This is a genomic window from Halomarina litorea, from assembly GCF_024227715.1.
In the GTDB taxonomy this organism is placed as follows: domain Archaea; phylum Halobacteriota; class Halobacteria; order Halobacteriales; family Haloarculaceae; genus Halomarina; species Halomarina litorea.
In genome coordinates this window covers 712,853-731,429 of the sequence record NZ_CP100448.1, presented here as the reverse complement: position 1 = coordinate 731,429, position 18,577 = coordinate 712,853, and the positions used below count along the sequence as shown (strand labels likewise).

At 69.8% G+C, this 18,577-nt stretch carries 20 protein-coding genes; 12 read left to right on the top strand and 8 right to left on the bottom strand.

Annotation, left to right across the window (positions count from 1 at the left end; translation table 11 throughout):
* Window positions 1-1,479 (bottom strand): hypothetical protein, encoded by a 1,479-nt coding sequence (locus NKG96_RS04015; protein ID WP_254537172.1) that lies wholly within the window; start codon window positions 1,477-1,479, stop codon window positions 1-3.
* Between the two features lie 65 nt (window positions 1,480-1,544).
* Window positions 1,545-2,513 (bottom strand): ROK family protein, encoded by a 969-nt coding sequence (locus tag NKG96_RS04010; protein WP_254537171.1) that lies wholly within the window; start codon window positions 2,511-2,513, stop codon window positions 1,545-1,547.
* Window positions 2,514-2,627: 114 nt separating this feature from the next.
* On the opposite strand from NKG96_RS04010, the gene NKG96_RS04005 reads away from it, so the two are divergent.
* From NKG96_RS04005 to NKG96_RS03990, 4 genes are all read left to right on the top strand, one after another.
* Entirely contained in the window at window positions 2,628-3,035 is a 408-nt protein-coding gene (locus NKG96_RS04005; protein WP_254537170.1) for a hypothetical protein, read from the top strand.
* A gap of 37 nt (window positions 3,036-3,072) precedes the next feature.
* The gene (locus NKG96_RS04000) at window positions 3,073-3,810 is read left to right on the top strand and encodes an SDR family NAD(P)-dependent oxidoreductase (protein WP_254537169.1); all 738 of its coding nucleotides are present in this window, start codon (window positions 3,073-3,075) and stop codon (window positions 3,808-3,810) included.
* A gap of 104 nt (window positions 3,811-3,914) precedes the next feature.
* Entirely contained in the window at window positions 3,915-4,568 is a 654-nt protein-coding gene (locus tag NKG96_RS03995; RefSeq protein WP_254537168.1) for a helix-turn-helix domain-containing protein, read from the top strand.
* 52 nt (window positions 4,569-4,620) lie between these two features.
* Entirely contained in the window at window positions 4,621-5,079 is a 459-nt protein-coding gene (locus tag NKG96_RS03990; protein ID WP_254537167.1) for a winged helix-turn-helix transcriptional regulator, read from the top strand.
* Between the two features lie 64 nt (window positions 5,080-5,143).
* On the opposite strand, the gene NKG96_RS03985 is transcribed toward NKG96_RS03990, so the two are convergent.
* The 4 genes from NKG96_RS03985 to NKG96_RS03970 form a co-directional block, all read right to left on the bottom strand.
* Window positions 5,144-6,199 (bottom strand): lysylphosphatidylglycerol synthase transmembrane domain-containing protein, encoded by a 1,056-nt coding sequence (locus NKG96_RS03985; protein WP_254537166.1) that lies wholly within the window; start codon window positions 6,197-6,199, stop codon window positions 5,144-5,146.
* Window positions 6,200-6,278: 79 nt separating this feature from the next.
* Complete coding sequence (locus tag NKG96_RS03980; protein ID WP_254537165.1) at window positions 6,279-6,842, bottom strand: metal-dependent hydrolase; 564 nt, start codon at window positions 6,840-6,842, stop codon at window positions 6,279-6,281.
* Between the two features lie 37 nt (window positions 6,843-6,879).
* Window positions 6,880-7,140, bottom strand: coding sequence for a glycine zipper domain-containing protein (locus NKG96_RS03975; RefSeq protein WP_254537164.1), 261 nt, complete (start codon window positions 7,138-7,140; stop codon window positions 6,880-6,882).
* A gap of 51 nt (window positions 7,141-7,191) precedes the next feature.
* Window positions 7,192-7,767, bottom strand: a complete 576-nt coding sequence (locus NKG96_RS03970; protein ID WP_254537163.1) for an LURP-one-related/scramblase family protein — start codon at window positions 7,765-7,767, stop codon at window positions 7,192-7,194.
* A 172-nt stretch (window positions 7,768-7,939) separates the two neighbouring features.
* On the opposite strand from NKG96_RS03970, the gene uvrA reads away from it, so the two are divergent.
* The 5 genes from uvrA to NKG96_RS03945 all read left to right on the top strand — a co-directional run bounded on the left by uvrA (window position 7,940) and on the right by NKG96_RS03945 (window position 14,586).
* Window positions 7,940-10,882 (top strand): excinuclease ABC subunit UvrA, encoded by a 2,943-nt coding sequence (uvrA, locus tag NKG96_RS03965; protein WP_254537162.1) that lies wholly within the window; start codon window positions 7,940-7,942, stop codon window positions 10,880-10,882.
* Window positions 10,883-10,933: 51 nt separating this feature from the next.
* A complete protein-coding gene (locus tag NKG96_RS03960) occupies window positions 10,934-11,956 on the top strand; it encodes an NAD(P)-dependent alcohol dehydrogenase (protein ID WP_254537161.1) in 1,023 nt (340 codons plus the stop codon).
* An 80-nt stretch (window positions 11,957-12,036) separates the two neighbouring features.
* On the top strand, window positions 12,037-12,384 hold the full coding sequence (locus tag NKG96_RS03955; RefSeq protein ID WP_254537160.1) for a hypothetical protein: 348 nt from the start codon (window positions 12,037-12,039) through the stop codon (window positions 12,382-12,384).
* A gap of 48 nt (window positions 12,385-12,432) precedes the next feature.
* Window positions 12,433-13,425, top strand: a complete 993-nt coding sequence (locus NKG96_RS03950; RefSeq protein WP_254537159.1) for a WD40/YVTN/BNR-like repeat-containing protein — start codon at window positions 12,433-12,435, stop codon at window positions 13,423-13,425.
* A gap of 78 nt (window positions 13,426-13,503) precedes the next feature.
* Window positions 13,504-14,586, top strand: a complete 1,083-nt coding sequence (locus NKG96_RS03945; RefSeq protein ID WP_254537158.1) for a geranylgeranyl reductase family protein — start codon at window positions 13,504-13,506, stop codon at window positions 14,584-14,586.
* Between the two features lie 40 nt (window positions 14,587-14,626).
* On the opposite strand, the gene NKG96_RS03940 is transcribed toward NKG96_RS03945, so the two are convergent.
* Window positions 14,627-15,835 (bottom strand): S8 family peptidase, encoded by a 1,209-nt coding sequence (locus NKG96_RS03940; RefSeq protein WP_254537156.1) that lies wholly within the window; start codon window positions 15,833-15,835, stop codon window positions 14,627-14,629.
* Between the two features lie 129 nt (window positions 15,836-15,964).
* Here NKG96_RS03940 and NKG96_RS03935 point away from each other — a divergent pair, with 129 nt between their 5' ends.
* The 3 genes from NKG96_RS03935 to NKG96_RS03925 are packed head-to-tail and all read left to right on the top strand — an operon-like array spanning window position 15,965 to window position 18,175.
* The gene (locus NKG96_RS03935; RefSeq protein WP_254537155.1) at window positions 15,965-16,324 is read left to right on the top strand and encodes a cell division protein SepF; all 360 of its coding nucleotides are present in this window, start codon (window positions 15,965-15,967) and stop codon (window positions 16,322-16,324) included.
* Window positions 16,325-16,376: 52 nt separating this feature from the next.
* Complete coding sequence (locus NKG96_RS03930; RefSeq protein ID WP_254537154.1) at window positions 16,377-17,390, top strand: ABC transporter ATP-binding protein; 1,014 nt, start codon at window positions 16,377-16,379, stop codon at window positions 17,388-17,390.
* Window positions 17,387-18,175, top strand: a complete 789-nt coding sequence (locus NKG96_RS03925; protein WP_254537153.1) for an ABC transporter permease — start codon at window positions 17,387-17,389, stop codon at window positions 18,173-18,175. Before NKG96_RS03930 ends, NKG96_RS03925 begins: the two co-directional genes overlap by 4 nt.
* Window positions 18,176-18,181: 6 nt before the next feature.
* On the opposite strand, the gene NKG96_RS03920 is transcribed toward NKG96_RS03925, so the two are convergent.
* A complete protein-coding gene (locus tag NKG96_RS03920; protein ID WP_254537152.1) occupies window positions 18,182-18,574 on the bottom strand; it encodes a DUF5611 family protein in 393 nt (130 codons plus the stop codon).
* Window positions 18,575-18,577 lie beyond the last annotated feature (3 nt).

Genomic DNA, 18,577 nt, shown 5'->3' with positions numbered 1-18,577 from the left:
TTACTCGCGGCGGAGGGCGCGCCACGCGCCCAGTCCGAGGCCGGCGAGGCCGGCGGCGACGCCGAACCCCGGCCCGTCGCTCGAGGAGGTGTCCTCCGTGGTGTTGCCGGCGGGGGCGGTGGTGGCCGTCCCGTTCGTCGTCGGCGCGGACGTCGTCCCGGACCCGTTCGACCCGTTCGTGTCGTTCCCCGTGGTCCCGTTCGGGGCGGGCGTGTCGGTGGGCGTCGACGTCTGTGTCCGCGTCGAGCGCTCGTCGGCGGGCGCGTCGGGGAAGGTGAACAGCGCGGCCGTCTTGCCGCGGTAGTCCGTCGAACTGGCGACGAAGAACTCGCCGGGGGTGACGCTCGCCGCACCCCAGAAACTCGCCGCGTCCCGGTCGGCCCACCCCCGCAGGAGGGCCGGTGCGGACGGGTCGGAGATATCGAACACCTGCACGCCGCCCTGGTACCACGAGGCGTAGACTCTATCCTCGGCGACGTCGAGGTTGTGCGAGGTGGTCCAGACGCCGCCCTGCCGGTTGTCGTTCTCCGCGGGCGGGGGCGTGATGGTCGACAGTCTCTCGGCGTTCTCCGGGTCCGATACGTCGTAGAGGTCGATACCGCTCGGCCCGCCGCTCCCGTCGCCGTCGCGGTAGTCCCACGACTCCATGCCGATGGCGAGGAGCGAGGCGTCCTCGTTCACCGTGACGTAGTGGTCGTTGCCCGGCGGTTCGAGGACGTTCAGGCGGTTGCGACTCGCGAGTTCCTCGGGGGAGGGGCCGCGGACCTTGGCGATCCGGGAGATGTCCGTCGGGTCGCTCACGTCGACCATCCACGTCCCGGCGTCCCAGTAGGGCAGGTAGGCGACGCCGTCCTGCACGTACACGTCGTGGAGCGACCGGAAGCCGGGGTAGACGTCTAGCCACGCCTCGTCCTCGTCGGCGGGCGACCACCGGCCCAGTTCCTCGCCCGCCGCCACGTCGACGGCGACCAGCGGGTTGCCCCGCCCGTCGTTGCCGGTGAGGTACGCCGTCGTACCGTCGAGGTAGGCGTTGTGGATGGCGAAGTCCGTCTCGTAGACGGTTCGTTCGGTCGGGTCGGCGGGGTCGCTCACGTCGTAGAGTACCGCGCCGCGGAAGGCGTCCTGTACGCCGTTGGCGGGGCCGACGACGAGGAGGTTCTCGCCGCTCACCTTCACGTCGTATATCATCCGGAGCGGGCCGTCCTCGCGGTCCGCGAGGAGGTCACGCCGGTCGGCGAGGAGGGCGGGCGAGGCGGGGTCGCTCACGTCGACGGTGGCGAAGCCGCTGGTCGTCGCGAGGTAGGCGGTGTCTCCCTCGACGACGACTTCCTTGGTGCCGTCCACCTTGACCCGTCCGAGGGGGCCGTAGTCGTTCGACTGCTGTGCGGTCGCGATGCCCGAGAGGGCGGGGAGGGCGAACGCCCCGCCGGCGGACGCGAGGACGTGCCGTCGGGAGACGCCAGCACGGGGGTCGTGCATACACGCCTCTGGATGTCACTCGCCGTATCGTTTGTGGTCCCGTGGCGCGGGGAACCTCCCCGCGCTCAAGGGGCGCGCCGCCCGCCGCCGGTGATGGCGCTGGCGAGCGCGCCGAGGACGACCACGTCGTCGCCGAGGGTGGTGAGTTCCACGTCGGGGACGTTCACCATCGTGACGCGGTCGGGAAGCGACTCGACGATGGGGTCGAGTATCTGCTCGGGGTTGTTGAGCGCCACGGCCCCGCCGAGGTAGACGACGAGGGGGGCGTAGGCGTGAGCGACGTTGGCGATGGCGACGGTGTTCCACTCCCCGACTCGCTCGACGACGCGTTCCGCGAGGGGGTCGCCCGCGCTCGCCGCGTCGAACACGGCCGGCGCGCCGAAGTCGGGCGCCTCGAGGTCGAGGTCCGTCTCGTAGTCGCCCGTCTCGTGGATGTAGCGGGCGTAGTTCGGGATGTTGTTGCCCGAGCAGTACGCCTCCCAGTGGCCCGCGCCGCCACACCCGCAGGTCAGCCGACCGTCGGGGTCGACGGTCATGTGGCCCACCTCGCCGGCGTTGCCGTCCCACCCCTGCAGGAGGTGGCCGTCGACGGCGACGCCCGCGCCGACGCCCGAGGACATCGTGACGTACACCATGTCGTCGGGGTTGCGGTCGCTGAAGAAGCGCTGGCCGAGACAGCCGGCGTTGGTGTCGTTGTGCAGGTACACCCGGTCGGACTCGACGAGGTTCCCGACGGGGCCGGTCAGGGGGATGCGACCGACCGCGTCCGGGAGGTTGGCGGGACCGTCGACGGTTCCCTCCGTCAGGTCGAGCGGGCCGATGGAGCCGATACCGGCGGCGGTCACGCGGTGCGGGGAGACGTCGGCGGCCTCGCAGGCCTCGCGCAGGACCGCGAGGACCGCCTCGGTGACGGCGATGCCGGTCGGTCCCTGCGGGGTCGACTGGCTCGCCTGCCCGAGGATGGTGCCGTCCCCGTCCCCGACGACCGCCCGGACGTTCGTCGCGCCGAGGTCGACGCCCGCGTAGTAGGGCATTGTCAGACGAAGCGTCCCCCGCACACTTAAGTATCAACACATTACCTCGGGTTCGCGTAAATCCTTACAGGGAGCGACGACATCGCTATCCCCTGCCGTGCGTTATCGTGCACCATGAGTGACACGGACCTGGACCTCTCGGCGGCCGAACGGGAGGCCCTCCACCGCGCCGAACTGAGCGTGGAGTGGCTCCGGCGCGCCCACGGCCACCTCGTCTCGTTCCACCACAACACCGGCCACGCGATGGACCACCTCGCCGCCGCCGAGGAACTGTTCCGCGAGGCGGGCCACGAGGGGCTGGCGGACGCCCTCCGCGACGACCTGCTCCCGCGCGGGGTCGTCGCCGAGCGATCCGAGGGCGGCGAGCACTGGAGCTACGACGTACTGGAGGACTTCGAGGCGGGCTTCCTCCCGAGCGTGGTCGAGTTCGAGGCGACGGCGCGCGACCGACTCGCCGACGGCAGGCGACACATCACCGAACGCGAACAGGAACGCGAGTGGAGGCGGCGGGCGCGCCGCTGACCCCGAGGGCTAAGCACGTCGGGCGCGACGACCAGCCATGCTCGAACCCGACCTCGACGGGCGCGTCGCACTCGTCACCGGGAGCGCGAAGGGCGTCGGTCGCGAACTCCTGCGTTCGCTCGCCGACCACGGCGCGAGCGTCGCCGTCCACTACAACACGAGCGACGGGGCCGCAGACGACGTGGCCGAGACGGTCCGCGAGGACGGTGGGACGGCGATGACCGTCGGGGCGGACGTCACCGACCCCGAGGACGTCGACGGGATGTTCGACACCGTCGAGGCCGAACTCGGGGACGTCGACGTCCTCGTCAACAACGTCGGGAACTTCGCGCCCGCCCACTGGACCGACATCGACTGGGAGACGTGGCAGAACGTCATGCGGACGAACTTCGACGCCACCTGCATCTGTTCGAAGCGGGCGCTCGACCCCATGCGCGAGTCGGAGTGGGGCCGCATCGTCAACGTCGGCTACGCCTCCGCCGAGAAGGGCCTCGTCTCGCCGAAGAACTTCCCCTACTTCGTCGCCAAGACGGGCGTGTTGATGTTCACGCGGATGCTGGCCGCCGACACGCAGGACGACGGCATCACGGTCAACGCCGTCTCGCCGTACGTCGTCGAGAACTCCGAGGAGTTCCCCGAGGACCTGCCCCGGGGCCGCCCCGCGCGGTTCGAGGACCTCCAGCAGGCGATGCTCTTCTTCGTCGACGAGGACAGCGACTACGTCAGCGGCGAGAACGTCGAAGTCGACGGCGGGTGGCTCCCCGAGAAGGTGTAGCCTCCGAGTGCCGGACGGGGCCACAGCCATACCGATTCCGTTCGCCGCGCGACACGACGCGAAAGCGGCAAGCGGCTCGGTACGTTATGTAACTTTGTTCACACATGGTGGTCATCACCGACATCGCCGTCCCGGCGGACCAGTTCGCGCTCGGGACCCTCTTCGAGACGTACCCGGACATCAGGGTCGAACTCGAGCGAATCGTCCCGCTTCAGACGGGAGTGATTCCCCTGTTCTGGGTGGAAGGTGGCGATCGCGCGGCCATCGAGGAGACGCTCGGTACCGACACACTCGTCGAGGAGGTGACCTGCCTCACCCGGACCGACGGCCGATACCTCTTCGAGATTCGCTGGTCCCCGGACATCGACTCGCTCGTCCGACCGCTGATCACGTCGCGCGCCGACGTCCTCCGGGCGGCGGGCGGAGCCGACGAGTGGGAGTTCCGCCTCCAGTTCGCCGACCGGGACGACCTCGGGATCTTTCGCGACCAGTGCGTCGAGCACGACGTGCAGATCGAACTGCGCCGCATCTACAACCCGAGCGTCCCTCGCGACGAGACGACCGTCACCGACGAGCAGTACGACATCATCTCGACGGCCCACGCGAACGGATACTGGGACATCCCGCGGGGTATCACCCTCGGTGACCTGGCGGCACTGGTCGGCATCAGCGACAACGCCGCGTCCCAGCGCCTGCGGCGCGGTATCACCTCCATCGTCGACGAGTTCCTCGCCAGCAACGAGAACGGGCCGAAGTGAGCCGGTAGTGTCGAGAGTCGGGTTCTTCCGTGTACGGGAGAGAGTATCCCACATGGTGCTCAATGGCTCCGGCGAGGGTCGTACCGACGAGTCCCGGGACGACCTCGGCGACATCGGGAACCTCCTGGGTCGCAAGTGGTACCTCCCCGTCATCGACCAGATACAAGAGAGCGGTTCGATGGGCTTCAACGAACTCAAGCGGGAACTGGCCGACATCTCCAGTAAGGTCCTCTCGGAGACGCTCAAACAACTGGAGGAGCGGGCGCTGGTCGAACGGGAGATGGTCAGCGACAAGCCGTTCCGGGTCGAGTACTCGCTGACGGAGCGGGGGGACTCGTTGGAGGGCGTCATCGGCGTGATACACGACTGGTACGCCGACGGGAGAGCGATAGCCGTCTGCGACGGGTGCGGCGACACCCTCGTCGACGACCGGACCTGCTCGTACTGCTCCGACTCGTACTGTCCGGCCCACAGGCTGCCCGAGAGCCACGACTGTCCCGGTATCGAGTGACGGACGAAGCGTCTCGTCGCCCTCGCCCCGGTCGGTCACGCCATGTGGCCCCCACCGGAGACCCCTATCCCCGCACCAGCGAGATGACGTCCCGCCCGCCGAAGGCGGCGGCGACCACGCCACACACCGGGAGCGGCGCCCAGAACGTCGCCACCCGGTAGAGGATGACCGCCGCGGAGGCCAGCGGGAGCGCCATCCCCGCGAGCGACACCAGCAGACCGACGAGCGCCGCCTCGACGCCAGCGGTGCCTCCCGGCGAGGGGACGAGCGTCCCGACGCTCGCCAGCGGGAGGACGCCGAGGAGGAGGGGGAAGGCGACGGGCGAGCCGACCGCATCGAGGGCCACCCACAGACAGGTCGCGGTCAGCACCTGCCCGCAGGCGGCGAACCCGACCGCGAGGGCGACGCGGCGCGGCGCGCGGGCGATCTCCTCGACCGCGACGAACAGGCCGTCGACGCGGGCCGCGACGGCCTCGCGGGTCGGCGGGTCCACGCGGGGGTGGACGGGAGCGACGACCCGGGCGAGGGGAGTGAGGACGGCCGCGAGGAGGACGGCGACCCGGCGGCGGCGACGCCACCCCGCGACGACGAGCGCGCCGAGACCCACGACGAGGGGTGCGCTCGCAGCCACGCGGGCGGTCGTCGACCCCCCCAGTCCGCCACCGCCGAGGGCGACGATTCCGAGAGCGACGCCGGTCGCGCTCGTGAGAGTACTGACGGTGACGACGGCGGTGAGCGCGCGTTCGAGTTCGAGGTCGGTCGCCGAGGCGACGAGGAGGCCGCTGACCGGCGCGCCGGCGGCCTGCCCGAACGGCGCGACGTTCGCGACGAACTTGGTGGCCAGCGAGAGGCCCACGGAGCGGACGGGGCCGACGCCCGCGCCGAGCGTCACGAGCACGACGTGCAGCGAGAGCCCCCAGCAGGCCAGCGCGACGAACGCGAGGGCGAGCAGTCCCGCGAGCGTCCGCCCGTCGACGCCGTCCGGGAGCGAGTGGGTGCCCGAGAAGAGGGCGGCGGCGAGGGCGACGACGACCCCTCCCACGACGGCGGTCGTGACGAGACGGCGGACCCCCCGCCACTCCCGTCCGTCGACCGACCCGTCGTGCGTGGGTGTGTTCATGGTTCCCGTATCCCTCGACCGACCTAAGTTATCGTGTGAATACCTATCGAAAGGGCCGTTATTCACTGTCTGGAGACACTCACCGGCCCGTGTTCGCGAACTCCACCAGCGCCGGGACCCGCTTTCGGACGAGCGTGTAGCCCGCGCCGAGGGCGACGAGCGCGAGACATCCCGCCCCGACGGACCCGCCGAACGCGAGGAGCGGGGGGACCGCGAAGACCGCAGTGAGGAGGAGGTCCTCGGGGGACCCGTCGTACCGGACGAGTCGCCGGGCGGTGAGCCACCGACGACAGAGGTGACAGTACACCGCCCGGTCCGTCGTCCGTTCCCACGGCCTGAGTTCCCGTCCGCCCTCCAGTACGTCCGACAGCGAGTGCACCGCCGCCGCGAGGAGGAAGCAGGCGGCGGCGGCCGTCGCCGGACCGGGCGCGAGGACGGCGATGGCGACTGCCGGCAGGGCGACGACCCACCCCAACGCGGGGAAGTGCAGCGTCTTCCGGTGGGTGCCGACGACGGTGTCGACGTCGGGGGCGGTGCCGCCCACGCCGCCCGCGAGGGCGAGAAGCGAGGCGGATTCGGGAGCGAGGGGGACGAACGCCGCCGCGAGCGTCACGCCGACCAGGGCGTGGGTGGTGGCCATCATGGCCGGCGCTCGCCGGGCCGCCGGGCGCGGCGGGTCGTCACTCGGCCTCCCCGGCGTCGCCGTACTCCGCGTCGAGACCAGCGCCGATGGCGGCCCCCATCGCGACGCCGATGGCGACGCCGACCCCCATCCAGAGGCCGAGGTCGTCGGTGGCGACGCCGACGGCCGCACCGATGGCCAGACCGAGCGCGATGCCGAGACCCATCCCCGCGCCCATCGCGCTTCCCGCGTCCGTCTCGCCCCGCCCGTCCCCGCGTTCTCCGGGCGGGGCGGCGGGGTCGTCGGCACCGATTGTCATGTCCCGGATAGCGCGTGCGGGAATATCAGCGTCCCGGCGAGGGGGACCCGTTCAGTCCTCTTCGAGGGCGTCGATGGTGATGGCGGCGGCGACGATGGCCTCGCGGGGGGCGTCGCCGGTGTCGCCGACGTGCACGTCGAAGATGTCGCGCAGCGAGAGACGCTCGCTGATGGACCCGATGTGCTCGCCGTCCGGGCCGGTGATGGAGTACGAGTGGGGCAGGATGCTCACGATATCGGAGAACGACTTCAGGGCCATCACGACGGCGCTCTCGGACTCGATGCGCGCGAGCATCCGCCCGTCGGGGTCGCGGATGTTGTAGACGTGCTTGAACAGGGTGTACTCCTTCTCGATGACGGCGAACGGCTCGCCCGACTCCTCGTCGACGAGTTCGTAGTTGCCCGCCACGTCGAGGATGTTCCGCGCCTTGATGCGGAAGACCACGTCGCCCTGCGGGTTCGTGAAGGGGAACTCCTCCTTGATCTTGAAGCGCTTCTTCTTGCCCTTCAGGACGGGGTTCCCGTCGCCGTCGGTCACCGCGTACTTGCTCCGGACGAGGCTCTGTTTGATGACGTAGTCGTCGGCCGAGAGGTCGAGGCCACCGATGACGTCCTGGGTTCCGCTCATAGGGGGCAGTTGTCACGTCACCACTAATAAACCTCGCCCCGCGAACCGGCCCGAGAGCCGAACCGCTCGTCGCCCTCGACAGGGCTTCTGAAGCTCCAAAACGGCGTTGCTGGCGTCGGCAAGTCGGAGAGGAACCGACAGGAATGTAGGCCGTCGCCCCCTGGCCCACACGATGAAGGAGTACATCGAGGTCCGAGGGGCCGAAGAACACAACCTCAAGGACATCGACGTGACGATACCCCGCGAGGAGTTCACCGTCGTCACCGGCCTCTCCGGGTCGGGGAAGTCCTCGCTCGCGTTCGAGACGGTGTACGCCGAGGGCCAACGGCGCTACATCGAGTCCCTCAGCGCCTACGCCCGCAACTTCCTCGGCCAGATGGACAAGCCGCAGGTCGAGTCCGTCGACGGTCTCTCCCCCGCCATCTCCATCGACCAGAAGAACGCCGCCAACAACCCCCGTTCGACCGTCGGGACGGTCACGGAACTCCACGACTACCTCCGTCTCCTCTACGCCCGCGTCGGCACACCCCACTGCCCCGAGTGCGGCCGCGAGGTGGGCGAACAGAGCGCCCAGAACATGGTCCGGCGCCTCCTCGAACTCCCCGAGGGGACGAAGGCGAAACTCGCCGCGCCCGTCGTCCGCGACCAGAAGGGCGCGTTCGCGGACCACTTCGACGAACTCCTCGCCGACGGCTACGCCCGCGTCGAGGTCGACGGCGAGGAGTACGACCTCGCGACGGGGAAACCCGACCTCGACGAGAACTACTTCCACACCATCGACGTCATCGTAGACCGGGTGAAGGTGAGCGAGGAGGCACGCTCCCGCATCACCGACAGCGTCGAGACGGCCCTCGAAGAGGCAGAGGGGACGCTGAAGGTCATCCTGCCGGACCCGCCAGAGGACGTGAACCTCGGGTCTCGGACCCGCTCGACCGGCGATTTGGCGGGAGAGGACGACGACCGACTCGTCGTCACCTTCTCCGAGGAACTGGCCTGCACGCACTGTGGCATCGACCTCCCCGAGATAGAGACGCGGTCGTTCTCGTTCAACTCCCCGCACGGGGCCTGTCCCGCCTGCGAGGGTATCGGCGAGACGAAGGAGGTGGACGAGGACCTCGTCGTGCGCGACGCCTCCAAACCGCTGAAGGAGGTGTTCGAGCCGTGGAGCTACTCCCGGTCGTACTACCGCACGCGCCTCGACGCCGTCGCGAAGCACTTCGGCGTCTCGCTGTCGACGCCGTTCGAGGAACTCGACGAGTCGGTCCGGCAGGCGTTCCTCTACGGCACCAGCGAGAAGGTGACCTTCGAGCGGAGCACGAAGAACGGCGTCCGGCGCAAGGAGAAGCGCTTCGAGGGCGTCATCCCCAACCTCGACCGCCGGTACGTCGAGACGGAGAGCAAGGGCACGCGCGAACACATCGAGGACTACATGGCGACGACGACGTGTCCCGCCTGCGACGGCACGCGTCTGAAACCCGAGTCCCGGGCAGTCCTCGTCGAGGGCACCGCCATCACCGAGGTCAACCGCATGAGCATCGGCGACGCCCTCGAACACTTCGAGGGGATGGAGGAGGGGATGTCCGAGCGCGACCGGACCATCGCCGAGGAGATTTTCAAGGAGATTCGCGCGCGCCTCGGATTCATGGAGGAGGTCGGTCTCGAATACCTCACGCTCGACCGCGAGGCCTCTACCCTCTCGGGCGGGGAGTCCCAGCGCATCCGCCTCGCCACGCAGGTCGGGTCGGGCCTCGTCGGGGTGCTGTACGTCCTCGACGAACCCTCAATCGGCCTCCACCAGCGAGACAACGACCGCCTGCTCGACACCCTCTGTGGCCTGCGCGACCTCGGGAACACGCTGGTCGTCGTCGAACACGACGAGGAGACGATGTGGCGGGCGGACAACGTCATCGACATGGGTCCCGGCCCCGGCAAGCGCGGGGGCGAGGTCGTCGTGAACGGCGACGTGGAGGACGTGATGGCCTGCGAGGCGTCCATCACCGGCGACTACCTCGCCGGGCGGAAGGCCATCCCCGTCCCGGACGGGCGGCGCGACCCGACGGGCCACCTCACCGTCCGGGGGGCACGCCAGCACAACCTCCGTGACCTCGACGTGGACATCCCGCTCGGCAACTTCACGGCCATCACGGGCGTCTCCGGGTCCGGGAAGTCCACCCTGCTCCACGAGATTCTGTACAAGGGCCTCGTCAAGCGCATGAACGGGACGGACGTCTACCCCGGCGACCACGACGACATCGAGGGCACCGACCAGATAGAGACGGTGCGCCTCATCGACCAGTCGCCCATCGGCCGGACCCCGCGGTCGAACCCGGCGACGTACACCGGCGTCTTCGACCACATCCGCGAACTGTTCGCCCAGACCAAACTGTCGAAACGGCGCGGCTACGAGAAGGGCCGCTTCTCGTTCAACGTCAAGGGCGGGCGCTGTGAGGCCTGCGGGGGGCAGGGCACCGTCAAGATCGAGATGAACTTCCTCTCGGACGTGTACGTCCCCTGCGAGGAGTGCGACGGGGCGCGCTACAACGACGAGACCCTCGACGTGACCTACAAGGGCGCGACCATCTCGGACGTCCTCGACATGAGCGTCGAGGAGGCCTACGACTTCTTCGAGGCCAACTCCCAGATAGAGCGCCGCCTCCAGTTGCTGAAGGACGTCGGGCTGGACTACATGCGCCTCGGCCAGCCCTCGACGACCCTCTCGGGTGGGGAGGCCCAGCGCATCAAACTCGCCGAGGAACTCGGCAAGAAGGACACCGGCGAGACGCTCTACCTGCTGGACGAACCGACGACGGGACTGCACAGCGCCGACGAACGCCGACTCATCGACGTGCTCCAGCGGTTGACCGACCGCGGGAACACCATCGTCGTGGTCGAACACGAACTGGACCTCGTGAAGAATGCCGACCACGTCGTCGACCTCGGCCCCGAGGGCGGCGAGAACGGCGGCGACCTCGTGGCCGCGGGCACTCCCGAGGAGGTGGCGACGGTCGAGGCGTCACACACGGGACGCTATCTGCGTGACCTCCTGCCGGACGTGGACCTCGACGGCCCGCGGGCGGACGAGAAGCGCGTGAAGGCCGCCGCGGGCGACGACTAGTCGGGACCCCCGGCGACGAACCGTTTTGCCTCCGCGAGGAGTAGACGAGGTATGCAGGTCGCTGTCCTCACCGAACCCGGCACTCTCGAACTCGAAGAGCGGGAGCGACCCGACCCCGCGCCCGGCGAGGTCCTCGTCCGCGTCGGCGAGGTGGGCATCTGCGGGTCGGACCTCCACTACTACGACCACGGGCGCATCGGCGACTACGTCGTCGAGTCGCCCCTGATTCTCGGCCACGAGGCCGCCGGCGAGGTGGTCGGCGCGGGCGACGGCGTGACCGCCCTCCAGTCGGGCGACCGGGTCGCAATCGAACCGGGCGTCCCCTGCAGGGAGTGCGAGTGGTGCAAGCGCGGCGAGTACCACCTCTGTCCCGACGTGCGCTTCATGGCGACGCCGCCCCACGACGGCGCACTCGCGGAGTACGTCGCGTGGCCCGCCGACCTCTGTCACCCCCTCCCGCGGAACGTGAGCACGCGCGCGGGAGCGCTCTGTGAACCCCTCTCCGTGGGTATCCACGTCTGTCGCCGCGGCGACGTGGGCGTGGGCGACACCGTCCTGATAACCGGCGCGGGGCCCATCGGCCTGCTGACGATGGACGCGGCGCGGGCGGCGGGCGCGACGGAGGTACTCGTCGCGGACGTGGTCCCGGCGAAACTCGACCGCGCACGAGAACGGGGAGCCGACGCGGTCGTCGACGCGACGGGTGACCTCGCGGGCGCCGTCGACGACTACACCAGCGGTCGGGGCGTGGACGTGGTCGTCGAAGCCTCCGGCGCGCGCCCGGCCATCGAGGCGGCCCCCGCCTGCGCCCGGCGGGGCGGCGTCGTCGTGCAGGTGGGCCTCGCGGCGCAGGCCGAAGCGGAGTACGACGTGCTCTCGCTGGTGGACGACGAACTCGACGTGCGGGGGTCCTTCCGCTACAGCAACACCTACCCGGCGGCGGTGTCCCTGCTGGCCGACGGGCGCGTCGACGTGGCGGGTATCGTGGACTTCACCGCTCCCCTCGCGGACGTGGGCGAGGCGTTCGAGCGGGCACGCGACCCCGCGGTCGTCAAGGGGTGTCTCACGCTGTGAGCGCGACGGGCGAAACGGTCATCCCCTCGGGGGCGAACACGTCCACCATGCACGCGAACGACGTCCGGGGTGAGCGCTGAGTGGCGCGCTACGAAGTCGAACGGACGGTGAAGACGGTCGTGACGGTCAGCGACTCGACGGAGGGGACCGCACGGAGTAGCGCGCGGCGGAAACTGCGCGAACGACTGCGCGGGACCGAACCGGACGGCGGGTCGTTCGCCGTCGACCACGCGGCCGTCTACGAGCAACCCGCGGGTCCCTTCGAGCCGTACCGGATGGTGGTGACGCTGACCCTCGCGGTCGGCGTCGCGGGCGACGACGAGGCGAGCGCCCGCGAGGAGGGCGTCGAGGCCATCGAGTCGTGGCTGGCCGCGAGCGACCTCGATGGCTACGAGTACGAGAGCGACCCCGCCGTCGCGAGCGCCTGAGCGGTGGAGAGCGGTCGGTTCTTTGGCGACCGACGCCGACCGACGGGTATGACGCGCATCTACGCCGCCCTCCGCGACGCACTCGTCGTCCTCGAGGGGACCGACGAGGAGTGGACGCTCCGTGAGCGGTTCGCCGACCACGACCTGGAGTGCGTCGCCGCCTCGCCCGACGTCCCCGACCGGGTGTTCTGTGGCACGTTCGACGCCGGCCTCCGCCGGAGCACCGACGGCGGCGAGACGTGGGACCGCGTGGGCGGTGACGTCGTCGGCGAGTCCGTCACCGCCGTCACCGTCAGCCCGCACGACCCGGACGAGGTGTGGGTCGGGACCGAACCCTCCCGGGTCTATCACTCGACGGACGCCGGCGAGACGTGGGCGGAGCGACCGGGGCTGACCGACCTCCCTTCCAGCGAGGAGTGGTACTTCCCGCCCCGTCCGGAGACTCACCACGTCCGCTGGATCTCGCAGTCGCCACACGACCCCGACCGCCTCGCGGTGAGCATCGAGGCGGGGGCCCTCGTCACCAGCGACGACGGCGGGGAGACGTGGACCGACCGCGTCCCCACGGCACGTCGGGACAACCACACCCTCGCCACGCACCCCGACGCCCCGGGGCGACTGTACGCCGCCGCGGGCGACGGCTACGCCGAGACGACCGACGGCGGCGAGACGTGGGACCACTCGCAGGCCGGCCTCGACCACCGCTACTGCTGGAGCGTCGCCGTCGACCCCGGCGACCCGGACACCGTCGTCGTCTCGAGTGCCTCCAGCGCGTGGACGGCCCACACCCCCTCGGAGGCCGAGTCCTACGTCTACCGGAGCGAGGACGGGGAGTGGAAGCGGACGATGGACGGCCTCCCGGACCCGGATGGACTGCTCCGGGCGGTCCTCGCCCCGGGCGGGGACGGCGAGTTCTTCGCGCTGACGAACCACGGGCCGTATCGCTCGACGGACGCCGGCCGCTCCTGGCGGCCGCTTGACGTGGACTGGCACGACGGCTACCGGGGGCAGGCCCCGCGCGGGATGGCAGTCGTCCCGTAGTCGACGCGGGGGACGACCGACCGGGGGCAACGAGTGAAGACAGAAGATATTCGACCGGCGCCGTTCGATGGACGGTCGATGCACGATTTCATCGTCGTGGGTGCCGGACCCGCGGGGTCCCGGTTCGCCCGGCGGAGCGCCGAGGCGGGCCACGACGTCCTCGTCTTCGAACAGGGCGAGGTGGGGAAGCCCCTCGCGTGTTCGGGCCACGTCAGCCTCGACCTCTGGGAGTACGTCCCCGAGGGCGCCCGCGAGGACCTCTTCCAGAACGAGATTCGCGGCGCGCGCTTCCACGTCGGCGGCCCCGACACCGCCGGCGAACCGTTCTACAAGCGCGAGGCCATCTCCAACGCCATCGACCGCGTCGGCCTCGACAAGGTCCTCGCGCGGGCGGCCGGCGAGGCGGGCGCGGACGTGCGCGACGGCCACACCGTCACCGGCGTCACCGAGACGCGCGAGGGCGTCGAGGTGGTCGTGACCGGGCCGGACGGCGTCGAGAGACACGAGGCGCGGATGGTCGTCGGCGCGGACGGCCCGCGCTCGCGGGTCCGGGCGGCCTGCGGTCTCCCCGACCCCGGCGAGTTCCTCCACGGCGTCCTCGGGTTCGACGCCGAACCGGACCATCAGGGGTTCGTCGACGTCCACCTCACCGTCCCGCGCTTCTTCGCGTGGCGCATCCCGCGCGGCGACGGAGGCGTCGAGTACGGTCTCGCGGCCCGCCCCGGCGACGACGTGTCGGGCCGGTTCGACGACCTGTGTACCGAGTACGGCGTCGAACTCGACCACCGCTGTTCCGGCCTCATCCCCATCGGCCCGCCCAAGCGGGTGACGGGCCGGCGGAGCCTCCTGCTGGGTGACGCCGCCGGGCAGACCAAGCCGTTCACCGGCGGCGGCATCCTCTACGGGATGCGCGCGGCCGACCACGCCGCCCGCGAGGTCGATCCGTCGAGACCGGGGACGCTCGGCGACTACGAACGCGCGTGGCGCGACGACCTGCGGACCGAGATTCGACTGGGCCACGCGGTGCGACTGGCGTACTCGCTCCCGCGGCCCGTCCAGCGCGCGGGACTGAAGGCGCTCTCCGGGGAGATAGCAGTCCACATGGACGAACCGTCGACGCTGTTCTCGCGCGAGCAGTTGCGGGCCTGGGTCGGGCGCTGAGCGAGGGACGAAACAGGACGAAACGGGACGAATCGCGACCTCAGTCGTCGCTCGACGGCAGGCCGAGTGCGGCGGCCACGTCGAGGAGGCCCGCGCCGGACTCGTTGGCCGAGAGGCCGATGTCCTCGGCGGTGCTCCCCAACTGGGAGCGTGCGGTGGTGTTGGAGTCGCCGTTCGCCATCAGTAGCCCGGCCGCCCCCGCGACGTGGGGACAGGCCATCGAGGTGCCCGAGAAGGTGTCGTAGCCGCCCGGAACCGTCGAGTAGATGTCCGTCCCGGGAGCGGCGAGTTCGACTTCGGGACCCGTCGAGGAGAACCCCGACAGCGAGTCGCCCGGCGCGGTGGAGGAGACGGCGACCACCGTCGAGTACTTCGCGGGATAGCCCACACAGTCGCTGCAGGGACCGCTGTTGCCCGCCGCCGCGACGAGGAACACGCCCCGGTCGACGGCGTACTGGCAGGCGTCCTTCAGCGTCTGGGACCCCGAGGACGCGCCGAGGCTCATCGACCCGACGTCCCACCCCTGGTCGGCAACGTACTGGACGCCGGCGGCGATGTCGGAGAACGACCCCGACCCGCGCTTGTCGAGGACCTTCACGGCGTGGAGCGTCGCCGCCGTCGAGACGCCAACGACGCCCTCTCCGTTGTCGATACCGTCGGCGATACCCGCACAGTGCGTACCGTGGTCGTTGTCGTCGTCCCACTTCTCGGCGTACTTCCCGCGGGCCTTGACGAACGCCTTGCCCGCGCCGAGGTTCCCCTGCAGGTCGGGGTGGTCGGAGTCGATACCCGTATCGAGGACGGCGACGTCGGCGCTGGCACCCGTCGCGCCGTTCGCGTGGGCCACCTCCGCGTCGACCCGGTCGACGCCCCACCCGAGGGTCTGGGCGGCCGTCGTCCCGACGTCGCCCCCGCCGCCGTTCCTCGGGCCACGCGCCCCCGCGTCGCCGTGGATGGCGTGCATCGTCCCGTCCTCCTCGACGTAGCGGACGTCCCGACGACGGCGCAACTGCTCGACCGCCTTGTCCGAGAACCGCCCGGCGACTGCCATGCCGATGTCGTCGAAGTCGAGCGTCCGACCGACCGACTCGGCCCTGTCGCGCGCCTCCTCGGCCGCCTCCGGCGTGCTCGTCCCGACGATGCGCTTCGGCGCGCCACCCGCCGCCGCCGTTCCCGCGAAGAGCGTCCCCACCAGTCCAACCGCAGTCCCACCGAGGAATTGTCGACGAGTCGTGCTGTCGTGTGACATACGAACTACCCGTCCCGGGGACTTGCGTAATAGTATTTCGATTTATTTCTCGTAATTTTAATATCCTCTACGAATGTGTCGAACTGGTGTGACGTAAGAACTATGCCCGCAACGGTCCCGTCACGTCCTATGGGTCTCATGGACAAGCTCCTGGGGGGCGGCCGTGGCACGCGCAGCACCGACGAGTACGTCGAACTCGACCTCGACGATTTCGAGACCGAGTCCACCGCCTCGCAGACGGAGGTACACATCGCCAAGATCGCCGACAAGCAGGACATCATCGCCATCAAGGACGCCGTCTACGACGGCGACATCGTCGTCGCGGACATCACGCGTCACACGACCTCCGACCGGACGATGGAGCACATCTCGGACGAACTGAAGCAGGTCGCCCGCGAGGTGGGCGGCGACATCGTCCAGAAGGACGACGACCAGCTCATCATCACTCCCTCGGGTGTGAGCGTCTCCCGCGAGAAGCTCTCTCGCTGAAGGTCCCGCCGGTTTCAGCACCCTTAACCGACGCGACGGCCGACCGTGTGCAATGTCACAGGCCATCCGCGTCCGCGACCTCCGCAAGGAGTACGGGGACGTGCGAGCGCTCGACGGCCTCTCTCTCGACGTCGAGCGCGGCGAGTTCTTCGGACTGCTCGGTCCCAACGGCGCGGGCAAGACCACGTTCATCAACATCCTCGTCGGACTCGCACGGAAGAGCGGCGGCACCGCCGAGGTGTTCGGCTTCGACGTCGAGTCGGAGTACCGCGAGGCACGCGACCGCATCGGCCTCGCGCCACAGGAGTTCAACGTCGACCGCTTCTTCCCCATCCGCGAGGTCCTCGAACACAAGGCGGGCTACCACGGCGTCCCGCCCGAGGAGGCGAGCGAGCGCGCGGACGAGGCACTCAGGACGGTCGGCATCTACGACAAGCGCGACACCCGCTTCGACTGGCTCTCCGGCGGGATGAAACGCCGGTTCATGATAGCGCGGGCACTCGTCTCCGACCCCGACCTGCTCATCCTCGACGAACCCACGGCGGGCGTGGACGTCGAACTCCGCCGCGACCTCTGGGACCTCGTCCAGCGACTCAACGACGAGGGGACGACCATCCTGCTGACCACCCACTACATCGAGGAGGCCGAACGCCTCTGCGACCGGGTCGCCATCGTCGACAGCGGCCGCCGGGTCGAGGTCGCCGACCCCGACGACCTGCGGGCGCGCGCCACCGACGAACTCGCCCTGACGCTGGCGGACGCCCCCGACACGCTCCCCGACTTCGGGAGCGACGACGTGACCGGCGTCGAACGCGACGGTGACCTCCTCCGCGTGCGGGCCGTCGGCGCGGGGCAGGTCGCCCCGTCCGTCCTCCGGACCCTCGACGAGGCGGGCGTCGCGGTCCACGACATGGAGATTCGCCGGGCCTCCCTGGAGGAGGTGTTCGTCGACATGACCCGCCGCGAGGACGACGGTGGAGACGGTGACGACGGCGCGGACGACGACGCGAGAGACGCGGACGAGGAACGCACGAATGGTCGCCGCGAGGAGGAGGTGTCAGCGTGAGCGTCCTCTCGTCGGGGTCGGCGCGGGCCACGGGCTTTCTCACCCTCCTCCGCCGCGAGATACTCCGGTTCGTCCGGCGGCCGCGGAACACGTTCCTCCCGCCCGCTATCACGAACCTGCTGTACTTCGCCGTCTTCGGCGTCGTCCTCGGGTCGCGCCTCTCGGGAGTCAGCGGCGACTACTCGTATCTGGAGTTCGTCCTGCCCGGCCTCGTCGTCCTCGGGGCGGTGTCGAACGCCTTCGAGAACGCCTCCTTCTCCATCTTCCACGGTCGCTGGAACGACTACATTCACGAGGTACTCACTTCCCCGCTCTCGCACACCGCGATGGTGTTCGCGTACATCCTCTCCAGTGCGCTCCGGGGCCTGCTCGTGGGGGGTATCGTCGTCGCCGTCGGCCTGCTGTTCACGCCCGTTCGGGTGGCACAGCCGTTCTACCTGCTGGCGTTCGCGCTCGTCATTCCGACACTGTTCGCCTCGCTCGGCGTCGTGGGCGGCCTGTGGGCAGAGGACTTCGACTACCTCACCGTGCTGACGCAGTTCCTGCTCCGCCCGCTGGTGTTCTTCGGCGGCGTGTTCTACTCGCTGTCCGTCCTCCCCGAACCGTACTACACCGTCTCGCTGTTCAACCCGATGGTGTACATGGTCGACGGCGTGCGCTACGGCTTCCTCGGCTACACGGAACTGGGGCCGAACGTCTCGCTGGGCGTCCTCTCGGCGCTGACGCTGGCCGTGATACTGGTCGACGTCTACCTCTTCAAGAAGGGGTACGGACTGGTCGAGTAGTCCGAATCAGACGTTGTCCGGCGTCTCGGCATCGTCCTCGACGGAGCGCTTGAGCGACTCGCGGCGGCTCTTTGCGTCGCGGCCCGTGGCCTCCAGCAGGAACTCGTTCTTGGCGCTGACCGCGTCCTCGGCGGCCTCCATGTCCCCCTCGGCGATGAGTTCCTCGGCGGGGCGCTCGATGAAGTCCACGGCGAGTTTGTCCTTCTTGCCGGAGTACTTCACCGCGCCGACGATGATCTTCTCGAAGACCGGGTTCTTCGGCTCGCCGACGACGAAGAGGTCGCTCCCCTTGAACTCCTCGGTGCCCGTGATGGGCCCGAAGTAGTCCTCGACGGTCGCTTTCATGTCCGGGATTCGGTCCTCGAGATGCTCGCCCCGTCGCATCTTGTACTCGCGCATGGA

Coding starts and splice junctions, on each gene's coding strand:
- NKG96_RS04015 (WP_254537172.1), bottom strand. CDS start 1,479: ATGCACGACCCCCGTGCTGGCGTCTCCCGACGGCACGTCCTCGCGTCC.
- NKG96_RS04010 (WP_254537171.1), bottom strand. CDS start 2,513: ATGCCCTACTACGCGGGCGTCGACCTCGGCGCGACGAACGTCCGGGCG.
- NKG96_RS04005 (WP_254537170.1), top strand. CDS start 2,628: ATGAGTGACACGGACCTGGACCTCTCGGCGGCCGAACGGGAGGCCCTC.
- NKG96_RS04000 (WP_254537169.1), top strand. CDS start 3,073: ATGCTCGAACCCGACCTCGACGGGCGCGTCGCACTCGTCACCGGGAGC.
- NKG96_RS03995 (WP_254537168.1), top strand. CDS start 3,915: ATGGTGGTCATCACCGACATCGCCGTCCCGGCGGACCAGTTCGCGCTC.
- NKG96_RS03990 (WP_254537167.1), top strand. CDS start 4,621: ATGGTGCTCAATGGCTCCGGCGAGGGTCGTACCGACGAGTCCCGGGAC.
- NKG96_RS03985 (WP_254537166.1), bottom strand. CDS start 6,199: ATGAACACACCCACGCACGACGGGTCGGTCGACGGACGGGAGTGGCGG.
- NKG96_RS03980 (WP_254537165.1), bottom strand. CDS start 6,842: ATGATGGCCACCACCCACGCCCTGGTCGGCGTGACGCTCGCGGCGGCG.
- NKG96_RS03975 (WP_254537164.1), bottom strand. CDS start 7,140: ATGACAATCGGTGCCGACGACCCCGCCGCCCCGCCCGGAGAACGCGGG.
- NKG96_RS03970 (WP_254537163.1), bottom strand. CDS start 7,767: ATGAGCGGAACCCAGGACGTCATCGGTGGCCTCGACCTCTCGGCCGAC.
- uvrA (WP_254537162.1), top strand. CDS start 7,940: ATGAAGGAGTACATCGAGGTCCGAGGGGCCGAAGAACACAACCTCAAG.
- NKG96_RS03960 (WP_254537161.1), top strand. CDS start 10,934: ATGCAGGTCGCTGTCCTCACCGAACCCGGCACTCTCGAACTCGAAGAG.
- NKG96_RS03950 (WP_254537159.1), top strand. CDS start 12,433: ATGACGCGCATCTACGCCGCCCTCCGCGACGCACTCGTCGTCCTCGAG.
- NKG96_RS03945 (WP_254537158.1), top strand. CDS start 13,504: ATGCACGATTTCATCGTCGTGGGTGCCGGACCCGCGGGGTCCCGGTTC.
- NKG96_RS03940 (WP_254537156.1), bottom strand. CDS start 15,835: ATGTCACACGACAGCACGACTCGTCGACAATTCCTCGGTGGGACTGCG.
- NKG96_RS03935 (WP_254537155.1), top strand. CDS start 15,965: ATGGGTCTCATGGACAAGCTCCTGGGGGGCGGCCGTGGCACGCGCAGC.
- NKG96_RS03930 (WP_254537154.1), top strand. CDS start 16,377: ATGTCACAGGCCATCCGCGTCCGCGACCTCCGCAAGGAGTACGGGGAC.
- NKG96_RS03920 (WP_254537152.1), bottom strand. CDS start 18,574: ATGCGCGAGTACAAGATGCGACGGGGCGAGCATCTCGAGGACCGAATC.